We start from the raw sequence: 25,466 nt of genomic DNA on the forward strand, positions 1-25,466 counted from the left end.
AGCAGCACCTTGCTGATGATGTGGTTCGGGCACCTGCGTATTGAGAAGGGGCATTCGCTTCGACTGCGGCGTTTAGTTCCTCATGGGTCCTAAGTTCACTCGGCGACCATGCATGTATTCTGCATGATTATCTTCAGAATCTTGCGCTTTTATTGCATCTCTTGTGACCCTAATCTCAACAGTACAAGCTCTTCGCCCATCAGAGTCGCTGGTCCAATTGCACGCTGGACAGGCAGCATCGGGGTGCTGTTCCACTGGACACGGCCTCCCACTGACGGCCTTCGCCCTCGCGAAGGAAGAGCTGTCCCGTGCCTGTGAAGGGTGCTTCGGTGGCCTGAAACCTGGGGAGGTATTCTCATCGAAGCATCCTTCACGGGCTATGGGGCAGCGCCTGCAACTTTGCCGGACCAGTGCCAGGCCATCCGGATGGAAGGCCTGGCACCAAATACCCCTACTCAAAGGAGTGTCCATGTCAGGAAACAAAGCCGTTGCCTACAAAGAACCCGGTGTCGTCGAAATCATCAACACCGACTACCCGACGTTCGAACTCAAGGATGGGCCTGGCGTCAACCCCGCCAATGTAGGCCGAAAAGTACCCCACGGCGCGATCCTGCGCACGGTGACCACCAATATCTGCGGCTCTGACCAGCACATGGTGAGGGGCCGGACCACGGCCCCTAAGGACCTCGTCCTTGGCCATGAAATCACCGGCGAAGTGGTGGAAGTCGGTCCGGACGTGGAGTTCATTAAGGTGGGAGACATTGTCTCTGTACCTTTCAACATCTCCTGCGGCCGTTGCCGGAACTGCAAGGAGCGCAAGACGGGCATTTGCCTGAACGTCAACCCTGACCGCCCGGGCAGCGCCTATGGTTATGTGGATATGGGCGGCTGGGTGGGCGGCCAAGCCGAATACGTGCTGGTCCCCTATGCTGACTGGAACCTGCTCAGGTTCCCGGACCGCGACCAGGCCCTGGAAAAGATCATGGACCTGACCATGCTTTCCGATATCTTCCCCACCGGCTTCCACGGCGCCGTCACTGCCGGAGTGGGCGTCGGATCCACCGTTTACATTGCCGGGGCCGGCCCGGTGGGCCTCGCAGCCGCCGTGGGCGCGCAGCTGCTCGGTGCCGCCGTCGTGATTGTCGGTGACATGAACGAAGATCGGCTGGCTCAGGCCCGCTCCTTCGGCTGCGAAACGGTGAACGTCTCCAACGGCGATCCGAAGGACCAGATCGAGCAAATCCTGGGCGTCCCCGAAGTGGATTGCGGCGTCGACGCCGTAGGGTTCGAAGCCCGGGGGCACGGCAAGGACGCCTCCCACGAGGCCCCCGCCACCGTACTGAACTCGCTCATGGACATCACCGCTGCAGGCGGGGCCCTTGGCATTCCCGGCCTGTATGTCACAGGCGACCCCGGTGGAATCGACGAGGCAGCAAAGCACGGCTCCCTGTCGCTGTCCTTGGGCACCGGATGGGCAAAGTCCCTGTCGTTTACCACTGGACAGTGTCCTGTTATGTCGTATAACCGCCAGCTGATGATGGCGATCCTGCACGACAAGGTCCAAATCGCCAAGGCAGTAAACGCCACAGCGATCCCGCTTGAGGATGCACCTCGCGGCTACGCCGAGTTCGACGCCGGCTCGGCAACGAAATTCGTGCTGAACCCGAACGGATACGTCAAGGCGTAGAACATCAGCTGGTGGGGCCGGGGACTACGAAGCAAACACCATCTGGTGCAGGCCTCACCGTCCTCGGCACTACCTCACACCTTTGGAGAGGATGCGGGTTCCTTCGGTGACGCCGAGGGGAAGGTGGGCTGATAGAAGTAATCCAGACGTGGATAACGTGTATTAGCCCAGCTCTGGAGCATCAACGTCGTCCGCGTTCCGCTGGCGTGGTCGCGAAACGTCCGGGGATTGCATCATGCGAAACCCGGTAGTGAAAGCCCGTGTGGGATTCAGCAGCCCACACCTGGTAGAACTCGTCCTTCTCATATAACCGTCTGCTGTTGCCCGATGGACTAATCCAGAGGATCCTGCCGTCGCCGGTCACAGAATCCACAGTTCCGCTGCAGACGAGAGTTCCATGGAGCCGGATCTCTACGTTCGCACCGAAGAGCGTAGACCAGTCGTCTATGTGCCGGAGGTCCAATGCTTTTTCCTTGGTGTTTGAATGCAGCGCCACCTGTTTGCGGTGATGCCGCTAGGAACGACCCGGTTTGTACCGAGTCGGAATGCCTGCCAGGGCAGACTGGCTAGCAGGGCTTTCTCAGTGCGCGGGCTCCGACCCGCCAACGAAGGGCCCAGTTCTCCTTCCTTCAGGAAAAGACGGTTCTGCTTGGCCCTGGCCTGGCCTGGCCTGGCCTGGCCTTCAACGCTAGGGATCGTTACGACGTCTTCCCTGGCCGGGTCACCTCCTCCAGCAGCTCCAGCACGTGCCGATATTCAGCCCCGGTTGCCCGGGTCATGCCCAGCTCGCAGGTGCGATTGCAGGACGCGTGGGCGGCGGCACCCAGTTCTGCAACTTCCTCCCCCTGCTTCCGGGTTGCGGACTCGGTGAGCTCGGGGTGGAGCATGCCGCGGTCCCCCGCGAAGGCACAGCAGCCCCAGTTCACGGGGACATCCACCTTCTCGGCCACAGCACCGGCCACAGCATCCAGGGAACCGTTGATCCCCATGCGTGTGGACGAGCAGGTGGGGTGCAGTGCCAGCGAATCCAGCTTCTTGTGGTCGGGGAGCATGGGCAGGATGCGTTCGGCCGCGAAGTCCACCGCATCCACAATCCGCAGGGGACGCTGCCCCACCAGGGGAACATCCGATTCCACGGCCTGGCGAAGCCCTTCCGTGCAGGACGACGCGTCGCAGATGATGGCCAGTTCGCCGTCCCGGGTGGCTTCCCGCAGCGCGGCCAGGGTCTTCTCCTGCATGGTCGCCTGGCCAGCCACCATGCCCTTGGAGGACCAGGGGGTGCCGCAGCACAGGCCATCGATGCCCTGCGGCACCAGCAGGGTGATCCCGGCCCGTTCGCACAGCTGCTCGAAGCTGTACTGGACTCCCGGCCCGGGGGTACCGGCCTGGTCCGCACCAGCCGGCCCGAACATGGTCCCCACGCACGCGGGGAAGTAGACGGCGTCCGGTGCCCGGTCCGGCGTCGGACGTTTCCGCACATAACCGCCGGCCGGCAGCTCCGCCGAGTACAGCGGGACGGTGTCGGTGCTCAGGACCGCCCTGGCGGCCTTGTTGGGCGGGACCAGCGCGGCGGCCGGCAGCTTGTTGACCACGGTGAGCGCCAGCGAGGCGCCGCGGGTCACCCCTTCCCAGTGCTTGGCAGCCGCGTTCCAGGCGCCGTTGGCCACGGAACCGGCCTCGGAACGCCTGATCCGCTTGACCAGGAGCCCCGTGTTGATCTCCACCGGACAGGCCGTCTGGCACATGCCATCGACCGCGCAGGTCTGCACCGATTCGTAGTCGTAGTCCTTCTCCAGCTGCTCCACCAGCGCCGTGTCGCCGGCCAGGCGCGCGGCCTCGATGGCACGCAGGGTGACGATGCGCTGCCGCGGCGTCAGGGTGAGGTCCTTGCTGGGGCACACTGGCTCGCAGTAGCCGCAGGAGACACAGCGGTCCACCTCTTCGGCCACCGGCGGCGCCGTTTTGATGTGCCGGAGGTGCGCCTCGGGATCGTCGTCCAGGATGACGCCGGGGTTGAGGATCCCGCGCGGATCGAACAGCTCCTTGATCCTGCGCATCACGCCGTACAGCTCATCCCCGTACTGCCGCCGCACATAGGGCGCCATCACCCGTCCGGTGCCGTGCTCGGCTTTTAGTGAGCCGCCCTCCCCCAGCACCAGGTCCACCATGTCCTCGGTGAACGAGCTGTACCTGTCCAGCTCCTCGGCGGTGGCGAACCCGTCCGTGAGCATGAAGTGGACGTTGCCGTCCTTGGCGTGGCCGAAGATCACGCTGTTGCTGTAGCTGTACTTGTCAAACAGCCCGATGAGGTCCTGGCAGGTGCGGCCGAGCACGGGAACCGGGACCACGATGTCCTCCAGCAGAGCGGTGGTCCCCTGCGGCCGGGCGCCCGCCACCGAGGCGTACAGGCCCTTGCGCAGGTGCCAGAGCCCCGCACGTGCTTTGGCGTCACCCGTGAAGTGGGCTTCGGCGGAGAGGCTCAGCTCCTTGAGGATGCTTTCACCGCCCTGCTGCAATTCCGCGAGCTGGTCCTGCCCTTCGGCCGAGTATTCAACCAACAGGGCAGCGTGGTCCCGCACCACCAGGTCACGTACGACGGCGGGAGTTCCCTTCAGCGTCTGGCCCACCTTGAGGGACAGCGCGTCCATGAGCTCCACCGTGGCTGCACCGGTGTCCACCAGCGCGGGCAGGGCTGCGTTGGCCGCCCGCAGGTCCGGGAAGACGAGCAATCCGGTGGCGGCGTGCTGCAGCCGCGGGATGGTGCGGAAGACGGCCTCGGCCACGAAGCCCAGGGTTCCCTCACTGCCGACGATCAGGTGGGCCATGATGTCCACCGGACTGCTGAAGTCCAGCAGCGTGTTGAGGCCGTAGCCCATGGTGTTCTTCATGGCGAACTGCTGCCGGATCCTGCGCACGGACTCACTGTTCCCGCGCACCCTGGCCGCGAGTTCCGCCAGCCCCTGGTAAAGCTCCGGCTCCAGCGCGCGCAGCTTGGTGTCCGCGTCCGGGGCACCGGTGTCAATGACTGTCCCGGACGGGAGCACGAGGGTGAGGGACTCGAGCGTCCGGTAGGCGTTGTCCACCGTGCCGCAGTTCATGCCGGACGAGTTGTTGGCCACCACCCCGCCAATGGTGCACGCGGCCTCGCTGGCCGGATCGGGCCCGAACTTCCGGCCGTAGGGTGCCAGCCGGGCATTCAGCGCCCGCACCGTGACGCCGGGCTGCACCCGGACGCGCGCACCGCCGTCGAGCACTTCAACGTCCCGGAAATTGCGCCGCACGTCCACCAGCACGCCGTCGGTGACGGCCTGTCCACTGAGGCTGGTTCCGCCGGAGCGGAACGTGAGCGGGACGCCCTGGGCGGCGCTCGCGCGGAGCAGCCCGCCCACGTCGGCTGCGCTTCCGGCGGTGACCACGGCCTGCGGGATCAGCAGGAAGTGGGAGGCGTCGTGGGCGTTTGCGTGCAGGTCGATGGCCCGGGTTTTGACCTGGGCAGGATTGGTGACGGCGGAGCGGAGGGCTGCGAGGTCCAGCGGTGCCATATCAGGGGACCATCCAGCCGAGGACGGGGGTGGACTGCAGGAAGATCAGCATGGTGATGAGGGCCAGGAGGCCCAGGCTCCAGCCGATGAGCTTGCGGAACAGGGTTCCCTCAGCACCGTCAAGACCCACCGCAGCCGAGGCTACGGCCAGGTTCTGCAGGGACAGCATCTTGCCCATCACGCCGGCGGAGGAGTTGGCCGCAGCCATCAGCACGGGTGAAAGTCCGGTCTGCTCCGCTGCGGTGGCCTGCATCTGCCCGAACAGTGAGTTGGAGGAGGTGTCCGAGCCGGTGAGTGCCACGCCGATCCAGCCGATCAGCGGCGAGAGCAATGCGAAGAAGCCGCCGGCGGAGGCCAGGGCGAAGCCCAAGGTGGTGGTCTGGCCGGACAGGTTCATCACGAAGGAGAGGCCCAGCACGGCGGTGACGGTGACGATGGTCCAGCGCAGCTGCACCGCGGTGTCGCGGTAGATGCGCAGGCCCTGGGATGCACTGATTTTGTAGAGCAGCATAGTGAGCAGGCCGGAGAACAGCAGCAGGGTGCCGGTGGCCTTCAGGTGGTCCAGCTTGAACTTGGTGGCCGCCACCGGCTTGCCGGCCGAATCCGTGATGTCCAGGCCGGGCCAGGCGAACGTGACGCTGCCAATCTGGCTCAGCCAGCCCATGACGGCAGGGATCTGGGCCACCGAGAACACGGCGATGATGATCAGGTAGGGGGCGATTGCCATCCAGATCTGCCGTGCTTCGGGCCGGGAGTTGTCCGTGGGGATGGCTGGGTCTGCAGGCAGGGCGCTGCGGCCGCTGCCGGGTGCCGCCGTCGTACCTTCCTGTGGCGCGGAGCCGCCCGTTCCGCCTGCGCTGACGACGGCGGGGACCCCAGCAGCCTCCACGGCACCGCCCATGCCCACGGTTTCCTTCGGCTGCCAGACCTTCAGCATGAGCAGGACTGCGGCCACGGTAACGACGGCGGCGACGACGTCCGTGAGTTCCACGGCGAAGTAGTTGGAGGTGACGAACTGGGCCAGGCCGAAGGCGGCGCCTGCCACCAGTGCCACGGGCCAGGTCTGCTTGACGCCGCGGCGGCCGTCCACCATGAACACCAGCAGCAGCGGGACGATCAGGGCGATGAACGGCGTCTGGCGTCCGGCCATGGCGGACAGCTCATTCAGCGGCAGGCCGGTGACGCCGTTGAGGGCAATGATGGGTGCGGCCATGGCGCCGAATGCCACGGGAGCGGTGTTGGCCAGCAGCGAGACAATCGCGGACTTCAGGGGTTTCATGCCAGCGGCCATCAGCATGGCTGCGGAAATTGCCACGGGTGCACCGAAGCCGGCCAGCGACTCAAGCAGCGCACCGAAGCAGAAGGCGATGAGGATGGCCAGGATCCGCAGGTCGTTGGAGATGGAACGGATGGTGCGTCCCAGAACCTCGAACCATGGCGTGGCCACGGTGAGCCGGTAGATCCAGAGCGCGTTCACCAGGATCCACAGGATGGGGAACAACCCGTAGAAGATGCCGGCCGCCGTGGCGCTCAGGGCCTGGTTGACCGGCATCTGCCAGCCGACGATGGCCAGCACCAGTGACAGGGCCAGGCTGGCCAGGGCGGCGAAAGGTGCTTTGGCCTTGAAGACGCCAAGGAGGACGAAAAGCAGGACGAGGGGAAGAGCCGCGCAAAGGGCTGAAACCACGAGGGACCTGGCGATGGGGTCGAGGATCTGCTGAAACATGTATCTCCAGATTGTGTTAGGCGTCACAACACCGTGGCGCCCATCAATTGTCTAACAAGTACACATGTTGGTCAAGTACCGGTGTTGTTCTGTCTGGCAAGATGAAGTAACTCGGAAAAGTACCTTGGGAGGGAACGCACGTGCCCGGTCGCATTGCAGCAGTCTCCATCGTGGAGGCGATCGCCGCAGATCTGCGGAGCCGCGTCTTCTCCGGTGAGCTCGGTTCGGGGGAGGCGCTCACCGAGACGGACGTCGCTTCCTCCTATGAGGTGGCCCGCCCCACCGCCAAAGCCTCCATTGAAAAGCTCGTGGCCGAAGGGCTGCTGGACAGGGGAACGCACAAGACTGCACGCGTGGTGGATCTGGGACCGGAGTCGGTCCGGGACATCTACCTGGCCAGGGCCTACCTGGAAAGCGAAGTGCTCCGCCGGCTTGCCTCCGGCCGGACCGTTCCGGCCGGTGCCGTGCAGGCGAACAAGGACATTGCCGCCGTAAAGAGCGGTGCGCCGCTGGACGTGGTGGAACCGGACATGAGGTTCCACACCAGCCTGATCGATGCTGTGGGCAATACGCGCATCAGCAAAATGTACCGGTCGCTCGTTGGGGAAGTCCGCCTGTGCATGTCCCGTGTACAGTCGCTGCACCTCCTAGACACCGCCCTGATCCAGGCGGAGCACCAGAGGCTGCTGGAACTGATTGAGGAAGGCCGGGGCGACGAAGCCGCCGGGCTGCTCGACGTCCATTTGGGGCGCGCTCGTGAACGGCTGGTCGCTGCAATGGGTGGCGAGGCCGGACCTGAAGCCCAGTCGCCGTCCGACTTGGTAGCCGAGTAAAGAGCCTGGCTATATGCCATGTACTCATGCGCCGGATGAGTCGGGGCGGACTCGCATGCCGGCCGGTGCATGCTCGCGACGTAGGGGCTGCAGCTGCGGTGTGTCCAAGCTGCTCCAAGACAGCCGGGGCGAAGCCTTCGGTTCTTCGGGTGAGGAAGTCCAGGTCAGGGCTGACATGTAGGAGTCCCGGGCGCCGATGGTGTCTGCGCCCGTCGTCTTCACAGCCGGGATGCTGATGTTGGTTCGCCGAAGGCAGTACAGGTGTAACAGACGCCCCGGACGGCGCCTGTTCCGCCAGGCCCAAGACCGGCACCACCTCACACCTTGAAGTACTTTGCCTCCGGGTGGTGGAACACGAACGCGTCGGTGGACTGTTCGGGGTGCAGCATCAGCTCATCGCTGAGGATCACGCCCATCCGCTCGGGCTTCAGCAGCTCCGTCACCTTGCGGCGGTCCTCCATGTCCGGGCACGCGGGGTAGCCGAGCGAGAACCGGGCACCGCGGTAGTCGAGCTTGAAATACCCTGCCGTGTCCTTCGGCTCCTCGGCCGCGAACCCCAGCTCCTTGCGGATACGGGCGTGCCAGAACTCCGCCAGTGCCTCGGTGAGCTGCATGACCAGGCCGTTGAGCTCGTAGTAATCGCGGTACTGGTTGGCGGCGAACATCTTGGAGGTGAACTCCTCGATCTTCGAGCCTGCGGTGACCAGCTGCACGGGCAGCACGTCAATCTGGCCCGATTTACGCGACTTCACGAAGTCGGCGAGGCAGAGGTGCCGGTCGCGGCGCTGGCGCGGGAAGTCGAAGCGCAGCCGGTCGGTGCCGATCGGACCGCCTGAACCGCCGTCGGGGGCGAGGAGACCCGCGGTGCCGAGGACGCCGTCGTGGTCCTCCCCGTGGTGCAGCACCACCACCTGCTCCCCCTCGGAAACCACCGGGAAGTAGCCGTAGGCAACGGACGCGTCAAGCATTCCCTCGGCGAGGATGCGGTCCAGCCAGTAGCGCAGGCGGGGCCGGCCCTCGCGTTCCACCAGTTCCTCGTAGGAGGCGCCGTCATCGCCGCGGCCGGGCTTGAGCCCCCACTGCCCCATGAACGTGGCACGCTCGTCGAGCAAGGCCGCGTAGTCGTGGAGCGCGACGCCGCGCACAATGCGCGTGCCCCAGAACGGCGGCGCAGGCACGGGGTTGTCGGTGGCGACGTCGGAACGGCCAGGCATCGCCTCCGGCTCGGTCACCGTGAACTTCGCGCCGCCCTTGTGGATGCGCTTCTTCAAAGGCGGCAGGCCGACGTCGTCCGGTGACTCGCCGCGGGCAACGCGCACCAGCGGTTCCATGAGGGCGAGGCCCTCGAAGGCGTCCTTGGCGTACCTGACCACGCCGTCAAACTGCTCGGCCAGGTCCTGCTCAACGTAGGCGCGGGTCAGGGCAGCGCCGCCGAGGATGATGGGCCACTTCTTCGCCAGGCCGCGGGACTGCAGCTCGGCGAGGTTCTCCTTCATCACCACGGTGGATTTCACCAGCAGCCCGGACATGCCGATCACGTCCGCGTTGTGCTCCTCGGCCGCGGCCATGATCTCGGCGATGCCCTGCTTGATGCCGATGTTGATGACCTTGTAGCCGTTGTTGGTGAGGATGATGTCCACCAGGTTCTTGCCGATGTCGTGCACGTCGCCGCGCACGGTGGCGATCACCATGGTGCCCTTGCCCGAGGAATCCGACTTCTCCATATGCGGCTCGAGCAGGGCGACGGCGTTCTTCATCACCTCGGCGGACTGCAGCACGAACGGCAGCTGCATCTCGCCGGCGCCGAAGCGCTCACCCACCACCTTCATGCCCTCGAGCAGGTGGTCGTTGATGATGCCGAGCGGGGTCAGGCCCTCGCTGCGCGCCAGGTCCAGGTCCTCTTCGAGGCCCTTGCCTTCGCCGTCGATGATGCGCCGCTCCAGGCGCTGGCCGGTGGGCAGGGCCGCGAGTTCGGCGGCGCGCTGGTCCTTGAGCGCTGCGGTGTCGACGCCGGCGAACATGTCCAGCATGACGGCCAGCGGATCGTAGGTGGTGTTGCCGTCGGCGTCGTATTCGCGGCGGTCCCAGACGAGGTCCAGTGCCACCTTGCGCTGCTCTTCCGGCAGGGAGGCGAGCGGCACGATCTTGGCGGCGTCGATGATGCCGCTGGTCAGACCCGCCTGCGCGGCCTCGTGCAGGAACACCGAGTTCAGGACGACGCGCGCCGCCGGGTTCAGGCCGAAGGACACGTTGGAGACGCCGAGCGTGGTGTTGATGCCAGGGTACTTCGCGGTGATCTGGCGGATGGCCTCGATGGTTTCGATGCCGTCCCTGCGGGTTTCCTCCTGGCCAGTGGCGATGGGGAAGGTCAGGGCGTCGACGATGATGTCCTCGACGCGCATCCCCCATTCGCCCACCAGGGCGTCCACGAGGCGGGAGGCGATGGCCACCTTGCCCTCGGTGGTGCGCGCCTGGCCCTGTTCGTCGATGGTCAGGGCGATCACGGCGGTGCCGTGTTCCTTGACGAGCGGCATGATGCGTGCGAAGCGGCTGTTGGGGCCGTCGCCGTCCTCGTAGTTGACGGAGTTGACCACCGGGCGGCCGCCGATGAGTTCAAGCCCTGCCTGCAGCACGGGCGGTTCGGTGGAGTCGATGACGAGCGGGAGGGTGGAGGCCGACGCGAAACGCGAGACGATCTCCTTGATGTCCGCGACGCCGTCGCGCCCCACGTAGTCGATGCAGACGTCCAGCAGGTGCGCGCCGACGCGGACCTGCTCGCGGGCGATGTCCACGCAATCGTCCCAGCGTTCTTCGAGCATGGCCTGGCGGAACGCCTTGGAACCGTTGGCGTTGGTGCGCTCACCGATGGCGAGGTAGGCGGAATCCTGGTCGAACGGCACGTGGTGGTAGAGGGAAGCGATTCCTGCTTCGCGCTCGGTGGGGGTGCGGGCGGCGCCGTTGCTGGCTTTCGTCTCCGTGGTGACGGGGGCCGCGGTGCGGAAAGGCGCAAGACGTTCGACGACGGCGGCCATGTGTTCCGGCGTCGTACCGCAGCAGCCGCCCACCAGGCCCAGGCCGAACTCGCGCACGAACTGCTCGTGCGCGGTGGCGAGTTCGGTGGGTGAGAGCGGGTAGTGCGCGCCGTTGGGGCCGAGCACGGGTAGGCCGGCGTTGGGCATGCAGGCGATGGCAACGGAGGACTGCTTGGAGAGGTGGCGGAGGTGCTCGCTCATCTCGTCCGGACCGGTGGCGCAGTTCAGGCCGATGGCGTCGACGCCGAGCGGCTCGAGCGCGGTGAGGGCGGCGCCGATTTCGGATCCCATGAGCATGGTTCCGGTGGTTTCGACGGTCACCTCCACGAAGATGGGCAGCCGGACGCCGCGGGTGACGATGGCCTGCTTGCAGCCGTTGACCGCGGCCTTGGTTTGCAGGAGGTCCTGGCTGGTTTCGATGAGGAAGGCGTCCGCGCCGCCGTCGATAAGGCCCTCGGCCTGGAGGGCGAACGTCTGCTTGAGGTAGTCGTAGCTGGTGTGGCCGAGGCTGGGGAGCTTGGTGCCCGGCCCCATCGAGCCCAGGACCCAGCGCATGCGTCCGTCCGTTTTTTCTGCCGCCTCTGCACGTTCGCGGGCGATCTGGGCACCCTTGCGGGCGAGCTCTTCGATCCGGTCGTCGATGCCGTAGTCCGAGAGGTTGGACCAGTTGGCGCCGAAGGTGTTGGTTTCGACGGCGTCGATGCCGGTGGCGAAGTAGGCGTCGTGGATGTCGGCGAGGACGTCCGGCCGCGTGTCATTGAGGATCTCGTTGCAGCCTTCGAGCCCCTGGAAGTCGTCCTCAAGCGACAGGTCCCGGCCCTGCAGCATGGTGCCCATCGCGCCGTCGGCAATGACGACCCGGTGGTTCACAGCGTCCAGAAGCTCCTGTGCACGGACAGGGCGGGGCACGGACTCAATATCAAGCGCAAAACGAGGCATCTAAACAGGTTACGTGTGGGGGCTGAAACGTTGCGCTGTGTGTCCGTGTACTACGACGGCGGGTGGGCTTTCCAAGGACTTTCATGAGGCCCACCTGCGAAGACCGCGGCCAAGAATACTGCGGTTAGGACCATTCTCCTTGGCGGATACCAGGGCTCGTTCAGTCGTTGCTGGACAGAGATCCCGGGCCAAGCTCCTCGGAGTTAGAGTATGCAGCGGGGCGATTGGCAGCGGTGACGGATACAGCCTCGAGACACATCACCGTCAAGTTGCTCTGCAATCCCCTAACTCAATTCTCGAAAGAAACTCGTTCCGAAGTCAGCGCAACGGCGGCTCCCTGTTGGATGAATTGGATTCAAACGCCTGGGCGAGCTGCGACCCAACACTTTCAAGGTCTTTTGGCAACCCTTCCCTTGAGCGCGCCAGGCGGTACACGGCCACCCAGTCAGGTCGATCAGCAGGATGATAGCCAGCGAGGACTTACCGGAGGTTAACTACTCTTCGTCAGGCACGACACGGATCATGTCCACCGCTTCATAAGGAGTCTTCGAACAGCTTCGTGCTTACCGTTCGCAATTTTCGGGACGTGGTTTCAAAAGCGCAACATCGTCATCGGGTGATGCTGGACGTGAAAACGGACGCCCTAGTAGTTACGCAAGTCGCCGACATCGAGTTCTGGAGACACAGCTCCAACTCCATCTCTGGCAATGTCGCTTCGATCTACAGAGGTTGCTTGAGCCAGATCCGCAAAAGCCTCACTCACCCACCGCGCAGGAATATGCTTTGATTGGGCGAAATCGCCAGTTGTTTTTCGCTTCTCGGCTTCTATTTAGACAATTTGACAAACGAGAACAGGCCCGAATCCCGACTTGGTTCGGCGTTCCTGATCGCAAGCGCGTACGACCATGCCGTCCTAGTCGCCGTCCTCGCGGTGGTTATCGCCGGCTGTGAAGGTCCCACATTTTGACTATGGAGTGATGCAAGCCGGTTAGGCCTCGTCCCCTCCTGGGCTGCAAACCCTGGCAGGCCTCCTTGGCTAGGACCTGCCCCCTCCCCTTCGGCGCCGGCCAGAATAGAAATTTGTCAGCCCTCTGCTTTGACCCCCACCGAACTCACGGTTGACTTTTTCGGCGCCGCAGGTCCGGATGTGGGTTCGTTTACGTCTAACGTTGTTTGGAGTTGACGAAGGTCAGAGCACAATTTCTGCTGACATCATCCGTTTGTTCTCAACGGCCAAACGGATGAGATCCTACTAACAGCATTTTGAAGAATATCGATAAAAAGGAGATCGAATTGTGAGCTTGTTCAACATGAAAGTACCCGAGGATAAAGCCCATCCGCTCTTTCTGTCCTTGCGAGATTATAGGGGCGCATCCGGAGCCCGGGAACTGATGGATCAAGTTTTCGCCCGATACGTGGATGAGGACAAGAACTTTATCAAGGATTTTCAGTCCATTGGTTTTAGCTCCCGCGTTTGGGAACTTTCTTTGTTTGCGTATTTCGATGAGGCAAAACTTGACCTCCTGCCAACTAAAGGAGCCATTGACTACCTCGTATCGAATGGGCAGTCGATCGTGGCGGTTGAAGCAGTTACTAGCCAACCGACTGGCCAAGTCGATCGCTCCGCCAAGGCACCCGGCTTCACAGATGTGATCCCAGAAGACCTGGCCGCCGCCCGTGATGAGTTCGTCCACCAACTAGGCAAGGCCCTAAGAAAAAAGTGGCAAAAGACCAACGCCGCAGGACAGCGGTACTGGGAACTAGACAGTGTGAAAGGAAAACCTTTCGTCATCGCAGTGGAAGCCTTCCACTCCGGGAGTTCGCTATTTCACAGCTTTGGCCTGGCGGTTGAATACCTGTACGGCCAGTCTGCCGTGCCACAAGTTGACCAAGAGGGACAGCTCCCAATTACACCAGCCAAGATCGGCGAGCATCTATGGAATGGTAAGAGCATCCCTAGCGGAATATTCGATGATCCCGAATGGGCTGAAGTTAGTGCCATTATTTTTGCCAATGGTTCTTCGGTTCCTCAATTCAACCGCATCGGCAAGCAAGAAGGGCTAGGCGATTCCACGACTCGGATATGGCGACGAGGAAGTTGCGCTAATCATGATCCGAACAGCACAGAGCCGATGCTCTTCAGCTACGAAGTGGGCACTCAAGGCGCGCCAGAGGAAGACTTTGCTCAGGCCATCCATGTGATGCATAATCCAAATGCTAAGAGGCCGCTGGCCGCTGGATTTTTCCCCCGCGCCTCGGAACATAACCGCCTTCCGGAAAACGGACAAATTCTTACCACCCTGAAAGCGGCTTTCATCCCTTTCAGCAGCCTGACGTATGTCTTCCAGTTCACTGACGGGGATCGCGTCCAGGAAGAATTGTGAAGCTCACCCCGGATATGCCTTCCCATCCCCAGGGGATGCGTACAGAACCCGCAGAAGGGGCTGGCTCAAAAGGGCTCTTCGTCCTCATCCAGCAACGAGAACACCCGCGCGGCGACGCCACCAAGTAGGCATCGTGGATGTCTGCAAGGACGTCGGGCGGGTGTCCGTGCGGATTTCGTTGCACCCTCCAAGGCCTTGGAAGTCGGCCTCGAGCGACAGATCCCGGCCCTTCGGCATCGTGCCCTTCCTGCCGTCGACAAATGACGGGTTCGTAGCGTTCAGGAACTCCGTGGGCGGATGGGAGGGGAACGGGTTCAATATTAAGCGCAAAGCGGGGCGCCTGAACGGGTCACGTTTGGGGGACTGGAACGTTGCCCTCTTTGTCCTGTACTACGACGGCTGGTTGACCGCTAACGTGAACCAACCGCGCCGTCGGATGTTTGCCCCTGAGGCCTCCCCGGCTCTCTCGTTGGTGGGGAACTGAGTTCGTGTTGCTGAGGACAAAGAAGGCCTCATGATTCCGAACCAGTTCCGATTGATCCAGTCCCTGAGGGCGCTGATCCCGAGGCAGTGTTGGCAAATTCTTGAATAGCAGCCAAAAAGAACGCCAGTACTTCGCGATTGCGCATTGGGCCGGACCGGGGAGTCAGTTGAAGGAAGTCGCCCGGAGGGGGTATTGGGGTGGGCACAGTGAGCAACACATGTCGAAGGACGTTTGAGTATTGAACCCCGCTTTCGATGCTGTTGTGGGCTGCATGGTTTCGAACCTTCTTCAGCCAAGATAACTCTGCTGCTAAGCCGATGGATGCGACGTAAATAGGACTGTCGGATTCAAAGAAAACTGAGCACCGGTCGCGGACTGTGTCGACCTCGGACCAGTCCAAGAATCGGGCGTTGGCTGAAGTGGAGAGCATACGTCGTGCATGCACTGCATCCCGCGGCGAAACGAAAGTCTGGACGGCATCACCAGATTCAGTGCTTTCCCCCAGCAGATAGGAAAGAAATACGTTCTCCAAAAAGTTCTCATGGGAGCGGAATGCTCGCATGAGAATACTCTCGTACACCAGCGACCGACTCGCAGCGTCCATCACTCCACTCAGCGCATGGAGGCGGAGCGCATTGCATGCGTCAATCTCGCTGCTAAGCAAATCCAGATGTTCCCCGACCGGCATTTCAGCCCTTCACAATCCGTTCAGCTATGAAGCGGGAACGCTCCTCACGAACAGGCTGGTCAGTTGTAGCTCGCCGCGCCCCTTGAATAAACCGTTCCCACTCTGGAGGGACCGGTGTTTTCTCCTTCGTGAAGGCATCAAATTGAGCGGACATGTCGTCTAGCACTACACGTACCCTAGATGGATGTATGGAGTTCAACTTCAAGGTCCCTGGTATGTCTGGCCTACCGTAGGTAAGGGCGGCGATGGCCAGAAACGCGGAATAGAACAAGTGAACCCTGCGGAAGTTTGTTCCTCGTAGGTCGCTTGCCTCGTACACCTGACCGAACAGGGACATGACCTTATGGAAAAGGATAGCTGCTTCTTCTACTTCATCCTCTGAGTCATCAAAGCTTCGGTAAAAGGTGGGAATCTGCTTACGGGAGGAGATTCCCACAAGCAGGGCGCCTAGTAGATCTGCCGTCAATTCAACTTCTGCCATTCGAGCTATTTGCGCATCCGTAAGCACACCTGCCTCACGCCAATATTCAGCATAGCTATGTCCAAGCTGATGCACCGTAGTCTTAAACGCTCCAAGATATGTGGCATTGAGAAGCTCCGTGCTGTTCAGCTGGACAGAGTACGTATTTAGCCGCGCGAAGATGTCAAGAAGCTCGCTTAGCTCAGTGTTGAAGAGAACATCGACGCCGATTTCATACTGCCAGAAGTCATCTCGCACTTCCTGCGATAGGTCCGAGAAACGCATTCCGCCAAATTCGTGATTGTGGGTGCGCATGACGGCGAAGTCATCACCCATGAACTCGAGGATGGCACGTAGCCGCTGCTGGCCGTCGACCACCGTACGGAGGTTTTTCCCGTCTATGAGCCGCTGCGTTATCAGGACCTTCGGCATTGGCTTTCCGCGCAGAATCGTATCGATCAGATAAGACTTGGCCTTAGTCGTCCAAACGGCACGGCGTTGAAATTCGGGAGACAGCAAGAGGAGGCCTGACGTCTGCCATTCGGCGAAGTCCGAGACACTGTACGTTCGGGTATCAAAGCTTTTCATCTGCCACATAGTCCTTCGTGTTCAATCGGCCTGAGACATTTGGGGAGCACTTTCCTCTAACAGCAGCGGATTCTGCGGGCCGCTGCTGACTACGGACAGCCCTGAACGAGATATCGAGTAAGAGCGATGACCCTCAACTAGCCTAGAGGACGATGAGTCCCTATCTGTCGTCGGACTCCTAGCACTGCCGGCCGTCTCCGACTGCTCAGGTGGACGAACTCACAACACGACGAGACAACCCCTGGCCGTGATCAGGTTATCGGCGTGGTACTCATTGGGGAATTGAAGTTGTCACACCTACTGACGTTCCGCCCGGACGCACCACAGTTACCCATATCGAAAGGTCAGAACATGAACCAGAGCATCAAACAATTTATGTGGGGATTTCAGCCGCATTTTAGGATCTCGCTAGATGGTCTTGCTACGGACGCGCTTTCAGCAGTCGGGGTGCAGGCGGCGCCGGAGGCGCTTTTAATTGGATTTCGAGAGTCCGGAGAAGATCCTTGGCCGATTTGCATCGAGCCGGAAAACGGGCCCTATTTACCTGAGACGTTGGAAGGCGTTTTGTCAGAGGCCGAACGGCTATACGAGATTAATCCCGAACGGGACATTCTCATTTCAGATAAGGACTCCCACGAGGGGTTCATCCGTAAACTAACTGAATCGTGCCGCATCAAAGCGATCAGTACGGCCTTGAGGGGCTCTGATCCTGAGCCAGAACGGCTCTTTTTCGTAGGATACCCCGGGATTGTCGGCGAGTATCGCGTCTATCCCACCGTTAGCGTTCTCCGAAACCGATGGAATGGGTATCCACAGCTCAGCAAAGAGCACTTCTTTCACCGCACTCCGACGCTGCCCTCCCTGCAAGAGGCCGTAATGAAGGAAGTACTATCAGCAGCCACCAAAGCGTTGAACCAAAAAGAGGCTCCTGGAGCCTTTAGCCTTACGGGTGATGCGCCGGACGTGATCAGACATGCCACTCGAGACTTCGTTAACCGCCTCGTCGCGGCTCATGGCCAATGGTCTGGTGCCGACTTCACTCAGGCTATGGAGGCTGTTGCCGCCCAACCATATGAGGGAAGGACAGGTGTGGGGACAATAATTCTCGCGAAGAAGGGACATCCTCACGTTACCGCTGAGGTTAGCTTTTCAGTCCCAGTCGTCCTTAAGGACACTCGGTCCTTTAGAAAGGCGCTCGAGATGACCGGAGTGAACCTTCACCTTCTCAGCGATGGGGTAGAAGCCTATGGGCTGGGTCGTGCGTCAAGTGATTACAGCAGGGAAGACGAAACCCTCTATTCAGTCAAAGTCGTCGGACGCGGTTCCTGGGAGCTTTCACACGATGAGCTACCGCTGCTCCGTCTCGACTACGGCATTGCGAAACTTCCACAAGAGCGGCTTTCGCAAGACAAGTTCCGCGACACCGTGGAGCGTGTTTTCGGCAAAGCAGGGGATGCTCAAGCACTGTGGGACCTGACTCTTGCAGCTGCTGAACAACAGCACGGCACGATGCTAGTGGTTCATCGTAGAGCTGAGGAAGAAGCAACAAGACTAGCGCCGCAAGCTTTAGCCATAGAGCCGTGTCGTCTAGAAGCGGACGCTTTGTCCTCACTAACCGCTATAGATGGAGCCATACTTGTGGCACCAGACGGGCGTTGCCATGCAGTAGGGGTGATCTTGGATGGCAAAGCGGTGACGGGCACCGGGGATGCCTCACGCGGGGCCCGCTATAACTCCGCCGTTCGCTATCATCACTCCACTGGTGAAGGCGAATGCATCATTGTAATTGTTAGTGAGGATGGAATGATCAACCTCCTGCCACGCCTCGCCCGCAGAGTCGACCGTTCTGCTGTCGAGTTGGCGGTGGTCAGTCTTGAAGACGCAGCTGAGGGAGAAGTTGACTTTGAAGAGGCAAGTAAACGTGACCGCCACGTATCATCGCTGTCATTTTATCTTTCGGCCCAACAATGCGATCGCGTCAACGCTGCCCGAGAGAAAGTTGCCGAAGCTCGTGCACGGTCCGGGAGCATGATCACCCTGTTCGACCCCAAGGAGACTCCTGACCCGAATATGAATGAGTCCTACTTCTTGCCAGGCACGTAGTTCGTGTGGCTCAGAGGCTCTGGATACCGATTCATCAGTACCCCGCCCGCAAGACGGACTGATGCCCAACCATCGGCCGACACCTCACATTGCCTACAGTCGGATAGTGAGAGGTAGTCATCTACCATCGATATTGAGGACAAAGGTGTATGTAACTTGTGTCGCCTTGCCACTTGGTCTTACCAGTCCTTCTAAGGCACCTTCCGCTCTGGCGGGCGCCTCAGAAGGACTGGTTTGGAGTGGATTCCCGCGTACCTCACGCATTTTGGCACGAGAATAATAAGCGGGCAGACTATCCTCCGGGCCGTCATGACATTCGTTAGTGATTTTCCTCGCTGACAAAAGCTCCCAGGCCTCTGCCGCAATCAAACCTCCGCCACCGGGGCCGCGAACTGCGCCTCGTCCAGCCGAGCGAAAGCCCCGCCTGCGGCCAGCAGTGATGCGTGCGTCCCCTGCTCCACAGTCTGGCCGGGCTCCATCACCAGGATGAGGTCGGCGTCGCGAATCGTGGACAGGCGGTGCGCAATCACGAATGACGTCCGGTCGGACCGTAGCGCGCTCATTGCCTTCTGAACCAGCACCTCGGTCCGCGTATCTACGGAAGACGTCGCCTCATCCAGGATCAGCACCGAAGGCCGCGCAAGGGATGCCCGCGCTATCGTCAGCAGCTGCTTCTCCCCCGCGGACACGTTGGACCCTTCATCCTCAAGAAGCGTGTCGTACCCGTCCGGCAGCGACCGCACAAACCGGTCCACATATGTCGCCCGCGCCGCCTCCAGAATTTCGTCTTCGGTCGCCGAAAGCCGCCCGTACGCAACGTTGTCCCGGATCGACCCGGCGAACAGCCACGTATCCTCGCGCCGCGGCACCGAGGTGACGTCCACGCCTTCGAGCGTTATCCGCCCCGCATCAATCTCATAGAACCGCATCAGCAGGTTCACCAGCGTGGTCTTGCCCGCCCCGGTGGGCCCCACGATCGGCACCGTCTGCCCCAGCTCCGCACAAGATTCAGGGAGGAGATCGGCGGCTTCCGACTCAGGGGGAGTTACCCAAGGAATGCTTAGGAGAGCCAGTGGCCAGAAGAGGAACCGCCTTTACCGACGACACCTCGATTTCGATATGGACCGAGGAAAGAGTTCGTCATATAGTTTTCGACGCTACTTCTACATCTGCACGAGCCAACTCAACGAACCCGTCTACCTCATCACGGCAGTCCTCGCCCAGACGGTTCAGTTCCTCTCGGTTTGCTACGTCCTTCAGCGCGGTGATTCTGTCGAGAATTTGCCGGCCCGACTCACCCAGGCGCTGATCTTCAGTCAAAAGGCGAACGCCATAGTAGGCAGACCATGCTGAACTCCGCGTCCGGTGAACTTCATCGTCATCCGTCGACTCTTGCAGTTGATGGTCTTCGAACCACTGATCCATGACTGCCCGGCGATACTCCATGGCAGTAGCGGCAAATAGCTTGTAAGCCTCTATTCGTGACTCATGAAGCCGCACGGAAACGGCCTTCCTGCGATCAAGAACATAGGTCAGGAAGGCACCAAGTAGCACGCCGGCAAGGCCTCCGACGATGCCGATAGTGGCAGCATCCATTCAGTCAAATTAGCAGCAGAATCACGGGTGAAAAAGGCTCCACGCGATCCAATCGATCCGGCGCGCAGCCCTCAACTGATTGGAAAATGGGACCATCACTGCGTCACAGTGTTAGTTCCTGCCGAAATCTAAACCTCCGCCGCAGGTGCCGCGAACTGTGCCTCATACAGCCGCGCGTATGCCCCACCGGCGGCCAGCAATGAAGCGTGCGTCCCCTGTTCCACGATCTGCCCGGCCTCCATCACCAGGATGAGGTCGGCGTCGCGGATCGTGGACAGGCGGTGCGCGATCACAAAAGAAGTCCGGTCGGACCGCAAAGCACTCATAGCTTTCTGCACCAGCACCTCAGTCCGCGTATCCACCGAAGAAGTCGCCTCGTCCAGGATCAGCACCGACGGCCGCGCCAGGAACGCCCGCGCGATCGTCAGCAGCTGCTTCTCCCCCGCAGACACATTGGACCCCTCGTCCTCAAGCAGAGTGTCGTACCCGTCGGGCAGCGACCGCACGAACCGGTCCACATACGTCGCCCGCGCGGCCTCTAAAATTTCGGCTTCGGTAGCACCTGGCCGCCCGTACGCAATGTTGTCCCGGATGGTCCCCGCGAAGAGCCACGTATCCTGCAGCACCATCCCCATCCGCGAGCGCAGCTCACGCCGCGGCACCGAGGTGACGTCCACGCCGTCGAGCGTTATCCGCCCCGCATCAATCTCGTAGAACCGCATCATCAGGTTCACCAGCGTCGTCTTCCCTGCCCCTGTAGGCCCAACAATGGCCACCGTCTGCCCCGGCTCCGCCACCAACGAAAGCGAGGAAATCAGCGGCTGCTCCGGCGAGTAGAAAAAGGACACGTCCGAGAACACCAGCCGCCCCCGCCCAAACACAGGACCATCAGAAGGCGCAGGCTCCACAGATTCCTCCTCCTCATCCAGCAACGAGAACACCCGCTCGGCGGACGCCACTCCGGACTGCAGCACGTTGGCCATGGACCCCAGCTGCGCCAGCGGCATGGTGAACTGCCGCGAGTACTGGATGAACGCCTGCACGTCGCCCAGCTGCATCGCGCCGGACGCCACCTGCAGCCCGCCCACCACTGCGATGCCCACGTACACCAGGTTCCCGATGAACGTCATGGCCGGCATGATCAGTCCCGAAATGAACTGGGCACCAAAACTGGCCGAATACAGCTCCGCATTCTTCTGCCGGAACCGCTCCCCCACTTCCTGCTGCCGGCCGAACACCTTCACCAGCGCATGCCCGGTGTACGTCTCCTCGATCTGCCCGTTCAGCTCCCCCGTGTGCTTCCACTGCGCCACAAACAGCTTCTGCGAGCGCTTGGCGATCAGCGCCGTCAGCCCCAGCGTCAGCGGAATGGTCACCAGCGCAATCAGCGCCAGCGTGGGCGAAAGGATCACCATCATCACCAGCACACCCACCACGGTCAGCACCGACGTCACCGCCTGGCTGATGGTCTGCTGCAGGCTCTGGGAAATGTTGTCCACGTCGTTCGTCACCCGGCTGAGCAGCTCCCCGCGCTGGATGGAGTCGAAATACCGCAGCGGCAGCCGGTTGATCTTCGCCTCGATCCGCTCCCGCAGCCCGAACACCGTCCGCTGCACCACCCCGTTCAGCACATACGCCTGCACCCACATAAAGGCCGAGGACAGCACATACAGCACCAGCGCCCACGTCAGCACACTGCCCAGGGCCGCGAAGTCGATCCCCTGCCCCGGCACCAGGTCCATCGCGCTGAGCATGTCCGCGCGCTGCCCCTCCCCGGACGCCCGCAGCTGCGCAATCACCTGCTCCTTGCTAGTCCCTGCCTGCAGCTCCCGGGACACCACGCCGGCGAAGATCAGGTTGGTGCCCTCCCCCAGCAGCCGCGGCCCGATCACGGACAGCGCCACCCCGGCCACCGCCGTCGCAAACACCAGCAGCAGCCACGCCCGCTCCGGCCGCAGCGTCCCCATCAGCCGCCTGGCCGACGGCCAGAAGTTCATCGCCTTCTCCGCCGGGACGTTCATCCCCGCGAACGGCCCGCCGCGCCCCGGCCCGCCTGCCGGACGGGGAATGCGGACGACGTCGGCGCTTGCCGTTTTGCCCGCGGGTGCGATTCCGGCGGTGGTTCCGGAAGAGGCGGACGACGCCGGGCGGTGTGGCGCGCTCATACCGTCTCCTCCGCTGCCAGCTGGGAGGAGACGATCTCGCGGTACGTCTCCGAGGTCTCCAGCAGCTCACGGTGCGTTCCGCGCCCGACGATCCTGCCGTCCTCGAGCACTAATATCTGGTCCGCGTCCATGATGCTGGAGACGCGCTGGGCGATGATCACCAGCGTGGCGCCGGCGGTGCTGCGCTTGAGGGCCTGCCGGAGCCGGGCGTCGGTGCCGGTGTCCAGGGAGGAGAACGAGTCGTCGAAGATGTACAGCTCGGGCCGTTTCACCAGGGCCCGGGCGATGGCCAGCCGCTGCCGCTGCCCGCCGGAGACATTGGTGCCGCCTTGGCTGATGGGTGCGTCCAGTCCCTCCTCCATTCGTTCCACGAAGTCGCGGGCCTGGGCAATCTCCAGCGCGGTCCAGAGCTCGTCCTCGGTGGCGTCCGGCTTGCCGTAGAGCAGGTTGCTGCGCACGGTGCCGCTGAACAGGTAGGGCCGCTGCGGGACCAGGCCGATGTGCCCCCAGAGCAGGTCCGGGTGCAGCGCGCGGACGTCCACGCCGTTCATCCGGACCGAGCCTTCCGTCGCGTCGAAGAGCCGGGGCATGAGGTTCACCAGGGTGGTCTTGCCGGCGCCGGTGCTGCCGATGATCGCCGTCGTCTGCCCTGCCCTGGCGGTGAAGCTGATCCCGGTGAGGACGGGCTGGTCGGCACCCGGGTAGGCGAATCCGACGTCGCGCATCTCCAGCCCGCCGCGGAGGCGGCCGTCCTGTGCCGCCGTCGTACTAATGGGGTGAAGCGGCGGCCGGACGCTCGACTCCGTCCGCAGCACCTCCCCGATCCGGTCGCCGGACACCGCGGCGCGCGGGATCATCACGGCCATAAACGTGGCCATCATGACGGACATCAGGATCTGCAGCAGGTAGCTCAGGAACGCGATGAGCGTGCCCACCTGCATGGAGCCGTCCTGGATCCGGAACGAGCCGAACCAGATCACGGCCACGGACGAGACGTTCAGGACCAGCATCACCACGGGGAACGCGAGCGCCATGAGCCGGCCGGCGCGCAGGGCGGTGTCCGTGACGTCCTCGTTGGCGCGGGCAAAGCGCTCGGTCTCGATATCCTCGCGGACGAAGGCGCGCACCACGCGGATGCCGGTGAGCTGTTCGCGGAGGACCCGGTTGACGGTGTCAATCCGCTTCTGCATCTTGCGGAACAGCGGCACCATCCGGACGGTGATCAGGCCGACGGCGATCAGCAGCACCGGGACGGCGACGGCGATCAGCCAGGACAGCTGCGCGTCCTGCCGCACGGCCATGATCACCCCGCCGATGCTGAGCATGGGCGCGGTGACCAGCATGGTGGCGGACATCAGCACCAGTTGCTGGACCTGCTGGACGTCGTTGGTGGACCGTGTGATGAGGCTGGGTGCGCCGAATCTGGTGACCTCCTGCTCGGAGAAGTCGCCCACCCTTGTGAAGATGGCGTCCCGGAGGTCCCGGCCGACGCCCATCGCCGCCTTCGCCGCGAAATACACCGCGATCACCGCGCAGACGATCTGCAGCAGGGTGATCCCCAGCATCACGCCGCCCAGGCTGAGGATGTACCCGACGTTCCCCTTGGCCACGCCTTCGTCGATGATGTCCGCGTTCAGGGTGGGCAGGTACAGGGACGCGATGGACTGCGCCAGCTGGAAAACCACGACGGCGGCCAGCAGCTTCCGGTGGGGCCGGACGTATTCAACAAGCAGTTTCCAGAGCATGGGCGGCTCCTGACACAGTGTCCACAAGGTGTGGTGCGAAGGTCAGTTTACGTCCGGCGGCCGGGATGGGGCCGGGGATGCGCAGGAGAAGGTGGGGCGGTTCTCGGACAGCGTATTTGGCGGCCCCCGGGTGCCGCCGGGTACTCACCGGCAGCAGCTCCTACGCCAGGGACAACAGGAACGAAACCACGAACCCGGCCGCAGTGCTCAATGCAACTGCCGGTCCCCCATGTTCGAACGCCTCAGGCATTATGGTGTCCGCGAGGGCGGCGATCACCGCTCCAGCCGCGAAGGCCAGCGGCAATGAGATCGTCTCGGGGCTGCTGCCGGAGAGCGGGCCGGCACCAACCACGACGGCAAGGACCAGTACAACCGAGCACACGCCCCAGAGCCTGATAACGGCGGCTGTGGACATCCCCTGGCTGCGCATTGATGCTGCCCCCACAAGGGCCTCGGGCAGATTGGAGACGAAGATCGCGGCCAGCAGCGCCAGGCCGCCGGTCCCCTCACCCAACGAGACGCCGAGGGCGAGATTCTCCGGCACGCCATCCAGCGTGGCGGCAGCCAGCAAAGCCAGGCCCGCCGCACCCCTGGTGGACGCGGCGGACGGGGCACGGTCCTCGGCAGCGGCGTCAGTGTCGAGCTTGGGACTGCCCCGGTATTCATCCGCGGGAACCGGCTCGGATCCGGCTTGGGCCCACCGGTCGAGCAATGCACTCAACACCGTGAACACCAAGGCACCAATGAACAGGCCAATACCCGCGCGCCAGACTCCGCCGCGCTCGAAGGAATCCTCGAACAACTCGAACGTCAGGGCAGTGATCAGGGCACCTGCCGCGAAGGACAGGATGATAGCCAGGACGCGCTTGGGCAGCTCAAAGCGCACACCGGCGAAGGCCCCCAGCACTAAAGCACTGGCAGTCACGACGCCGAAGAGCACCGACATCCCCACAGCCACATTATGAGCGGGCGCGGAATGGACCACAACAAGCAAAAGGCCTATGAAGTCAGGTTGGGCTGGTTCCCGGACAGCGTAGCCGTCGGCCATCGGGCCCTGCTGGCTACGCTGTCCGCGGTCAGGCTCTGGAGCGCCGTACCTTGTCAGATCCAGTACATGGGATACGTGGCTCCGCGGAGCCGGGACCCGAGGATTCCAAACCCGACGAGGATGCAGGCGGCAATGCCGGAGCCCGCTAAATGACTCCAACTTGGGCGGCCCAACTGCATTAACGGAAACGGGCGAAAGTGGGCGCCGGGGTCTGGCCCATGCCGTTCCCTCCGTTGCCAGCGGGGAGGAGACGACGTCAGAGTGCGACTCAAATGTCTCCAGCAGCTCGTGGTGCCCTGCGCCCAACGGTCTTGATGATGCGCTGGACATCGGGGATGCTGTGCTGCCGGGTGCTAGTGAACTGGCGTGGTGTTGACGGCGGGCCTCAAGAGATTCTTGTCCTTGGAGGTCATCACCGAATGGATCAAGCATCGCCGGACAAGGCG

The 25,466-nt window shown here is 62.5% G+C and carries 12 protein-coding genes and 1 pseudogene; 4 read left to right on the top strand and 9 right to left on the bottom strand.

All coding sequences use genetic code 11. From position 1 onward, the window contains the following. Positions 1 to 469 precede the first annotated feature (469 nt). Positions 470 to 1,687, top strand: a complete 1,218-nt coding sequence (fdhA, locus tag M8J71_RS06375; RefSeq protein ID WP_256247127.1) for a formaldehyde dehydrogenase, glutathione-independent — start codon at positions 470 to 472, stop codon at positions 1,685 to 1,687. A gap of 698 nt (positions 1,688 to 2,385) precedes the next feature. On the opposite strand, the gene M8J71_RS06380 is transcribed toward fdhA, so the two are convergent. Both M8J71_RS06380 and M8J71_RS06385 read right to left on the bottom strand, forming a co-directional pair. Continuing rightward, positions 2,386 to 5,229, bottom strand: a complete 2,844-nt coding sequence (locus M8J71_RS06380; protein WP_256247128.1) for an FAD-binding and (Fe-S)-binding domain-containing protein — start codon at positions 5,227 to 5,229, stop codon at positions 2,386 to 2,388. A gap of 1 nt (position 5,230) precedes the next feature. After that, positions 5,231 to 6,955 carry an L-lactate permease gene (locus tag M8J71_RS06385; RefSeq protein ID WP_256247129.1) on the bottom strand — a complete coding sequence of 575 codons (1,725 nt, stop codon included), beginning with the start codon at positions 6,953 to 6,955 and terminating at the stop codon, positions 5,231 to 5,233. A 140-nt stretch (positions 6,956 to 7,095) separates the two neighbouring features. Between M8J71_RS06385 and M8J71_RS06390 the strand changes: the two genes are divergently transcribed. Continuing rightward, positions 7,096 to 7,788, top strand: coding sequence for a GntR family transcriptional regulator (locus M8J71_RS06390; protein ID WP_256247130.1), 693 nt, complete (start codon positions 7,096 to 7,098; stop codon positions 7,786 to 7,788). Positions 7,789 to 8,105: 317 nt separating this feature from the next. On the opposite strand, the gene metH is transcribed toward M8J71_RS06390, so the two are convergent. After that, positions 8,106 to 11,759 carry a methionine synthase gene (metH, locus tag M8J71_RS06395; RefSeq protein WP_256247131.1) on the bottom strand — a complete coding sequence of 1,218 codons (3,654 nt, stop codon included), beginning with the start codon at positions 11,757 to 11,759 and terminating at the stop codon, positions 8,106 to 8,108. Between the two features lie 1,295 nt (positions 11,760 to 13,054). Here metH and M8J71_RS06400 point away from each other — a divergent pair. Then, on the top strand, positions 13,055 to 14,143 hold the full coding sequence (locus M8J71_RS06400) for a hypothetical protein (RefSeq protein WP_256247132.1): 1,089 nt from the start codon (positions 13,055 to 13,057) through the stop codon (positions 14,141 to 14,143). A 1,173-nt stretch (positions 14,144 to 15,316) separates the two neighbouring features. Here M8J71_RS06400 and M8J71_RS06405 read toward each other — a convergent pair. Further along, the gene (locus tag M8J71_RS06405) at positions 15,317 to 16,363 is read right to left on the bottom strand and encodes a DUF262 domain-containing protein (protein WP_256247133.1); all 1,047 of its coding nucleotides are present in this window, start codon (positions 16,361 to 16,363) and stop codon (positions 15,317 to 15,319) included. Positions 16,364 to 16,714: 351 nt separating this feature from the next. Here M8J71_RS06405 and M8J71_RS06410 point away from each other — a divergent pair, with 351 nt between their 5' ends. Then, positions 16,715 to 18,466 (top strand): DNA integrity scanning protein DisA nucleotide-binding domain protein, encoded by a 1,752-nt coding sequence (locus tag M8J71_RS06410; protein ID WP_256247134.1) that lies wholly within the window; start codon positions 16,715 to 16,717, stop codon positions 18,464 to 18,466. A gap of 365 nt (positions 18,467 to 18,831) precedes the next feature. Here M8J71_RS06410 and M8J71_RS06415 read toward each other — a convergent pair. The 5 genes and pseudogenes from M8J71_RS06415 to M8J71_RS06435 form a co-directional block, all read right to left on the bottom strand. Beyond that, positions 18,832 to 19,496: pseudogene (locus M8J71_RS06415) on the bottom strand (ABC transporter ATP-binding protein); the annotation flags it as partial. 110 nt (positions 19,497 to 19,606) lie between these two features. Then, positions 19,607 to 20,062 (bottom strand): hypothetical protein, encoded by a 456-nt coding sequence (locus M8J71_RS06420; protein WP_256247135.1) that lies wholly within the window; start codon positions 20,060 to 20,062, stop codon positions 19,607 to 19,609. A 128-nt stretch (positions 20,063 to 20,190) separates the two neighbouring features. Beyond that, positions 20,191 to 22,227 carry an ABC transporter ATP-binding protein gene (locus tag M8J71_RS06425; RefSeq protein WP_374114817.1) on the bottom strand — a complete coding sequence of 679 codons (2,037 nt, stop codon included), beginning with the start codon at positions 22,225 to 22,227 and terminating at the stop codon, positions 20,191 to 20,193. Beyond that, on the bottom strand, positions 22,224 to 23,972 hold the full coding sequence (locus M8J71_RS06430; protein WP_256247136.1) for an ABC transporter ATP-binding protein: 1,749 nt from the start codon (positions 23,970 to 23,972) through the stop codon (positions 22,224 to 22,226). The genes M8J71_RS06425 and M8J71_RS06430 overlap by 4 nt, the downstream gene beginning before the upstream one ends. A gap of 160 nt (positions 23,973 to 24,132) precedes the next feature. Beyond that, complete coding sequence (locus tag M8J71_RS06435) at positions 24,133 to 24,918, bottom strand: ZIP family metal transporter (RefSeq protein WP_305478742.1); 786 nt, start codon at positions 24,916 to 24,918, stop codon at positions 24,133 to 24,135. Positions 24,919 to 25,466 lie beyond the last annotated feature (548 nt).

The organism is Pseudarthrobacter sp. R1, assembly GCF_024494415.1.
Lineage (GTDB): Bacteria > Actinomycetota > Actinomycetes > Actinomycetales > Micrococcaceae > Arthrobacter.

Excerpts from the sequence above, each read along its gene's own strand:
- M8J71_RS06385 (WP_256247129.1), bottom strand. The coding sequence starts at position 6,955 with ATGTTTCAGCAGATCCTCGACCCCATCGCCAGGTCCCTCGTGGTTTCA.
- metH (WP_256247131.1), bottom strand. The coding sequence starts at position 11,759 with ATGCCTCGTTTTGCGCTTGATATTGAGTCCGTGCCCCGCCCTGTCCGT.
- M8J71_RS06380 (WP_256247128.1), bottom strand. The coding sequence starts at position 5,229 with ATGGCACCGCTGGACCTCGCAGCCCTCCGCTCCGCCGTCACCAATCCT.
- M8J71_RS06435 (WP_305478742.1), bottom strand. The coding sequence starts at position 24,918 with ATGTCGGTGCTCTTCGGCGTCGTGACTGCCAGTGCTTTAGTGCTGGGG.
- M8J71_RS06420 (WP_256247135.1), bottom strand. The coding sequence starts at position 20,062 with ATGGATGCTGCCACTATCGGCATCGTCGGAGGCCTTGCCGGCGTGCTA.
- M8J71_RS06405 (WP_256247133.1), bottom strand. The coding sequence starts at position 16,363 with ATGAAAAGCTTTGATACCCGAACGTACAGTGTCTCGGACTTCGCCGAA.
- fdhA (WP_256247127.1), top strand. The coding sequence starts at position 470 with ATGTCAGGAAACAAAGCCGTTGCCTACAAAGAACCCGGTGTCGTCGAA.
- M8J71_RS06410 (WP_256247134.1), top strand. The coding sequence starts at position 16,715 with ATGAACCAGAGCATCAAACAATTTATGTGGGGATTTCAGCCGCATTTT.
- M8J71_RS06425 (WP_374114817.1), bottom strand. The coding sequence starts at position 22,227 with ATGAGCGCGCCACACCGCCCGGCGTCGTCCGCCTCTTCCGGAACCACC.
- M8J71_RS06430 (WP_256247136.1), bottom strand. The coding sequence starts at position 23,972 with ATGCTCTGGAAACTGCTTGTTGAATACGTCCGGCCCCACCGGAAGCTG.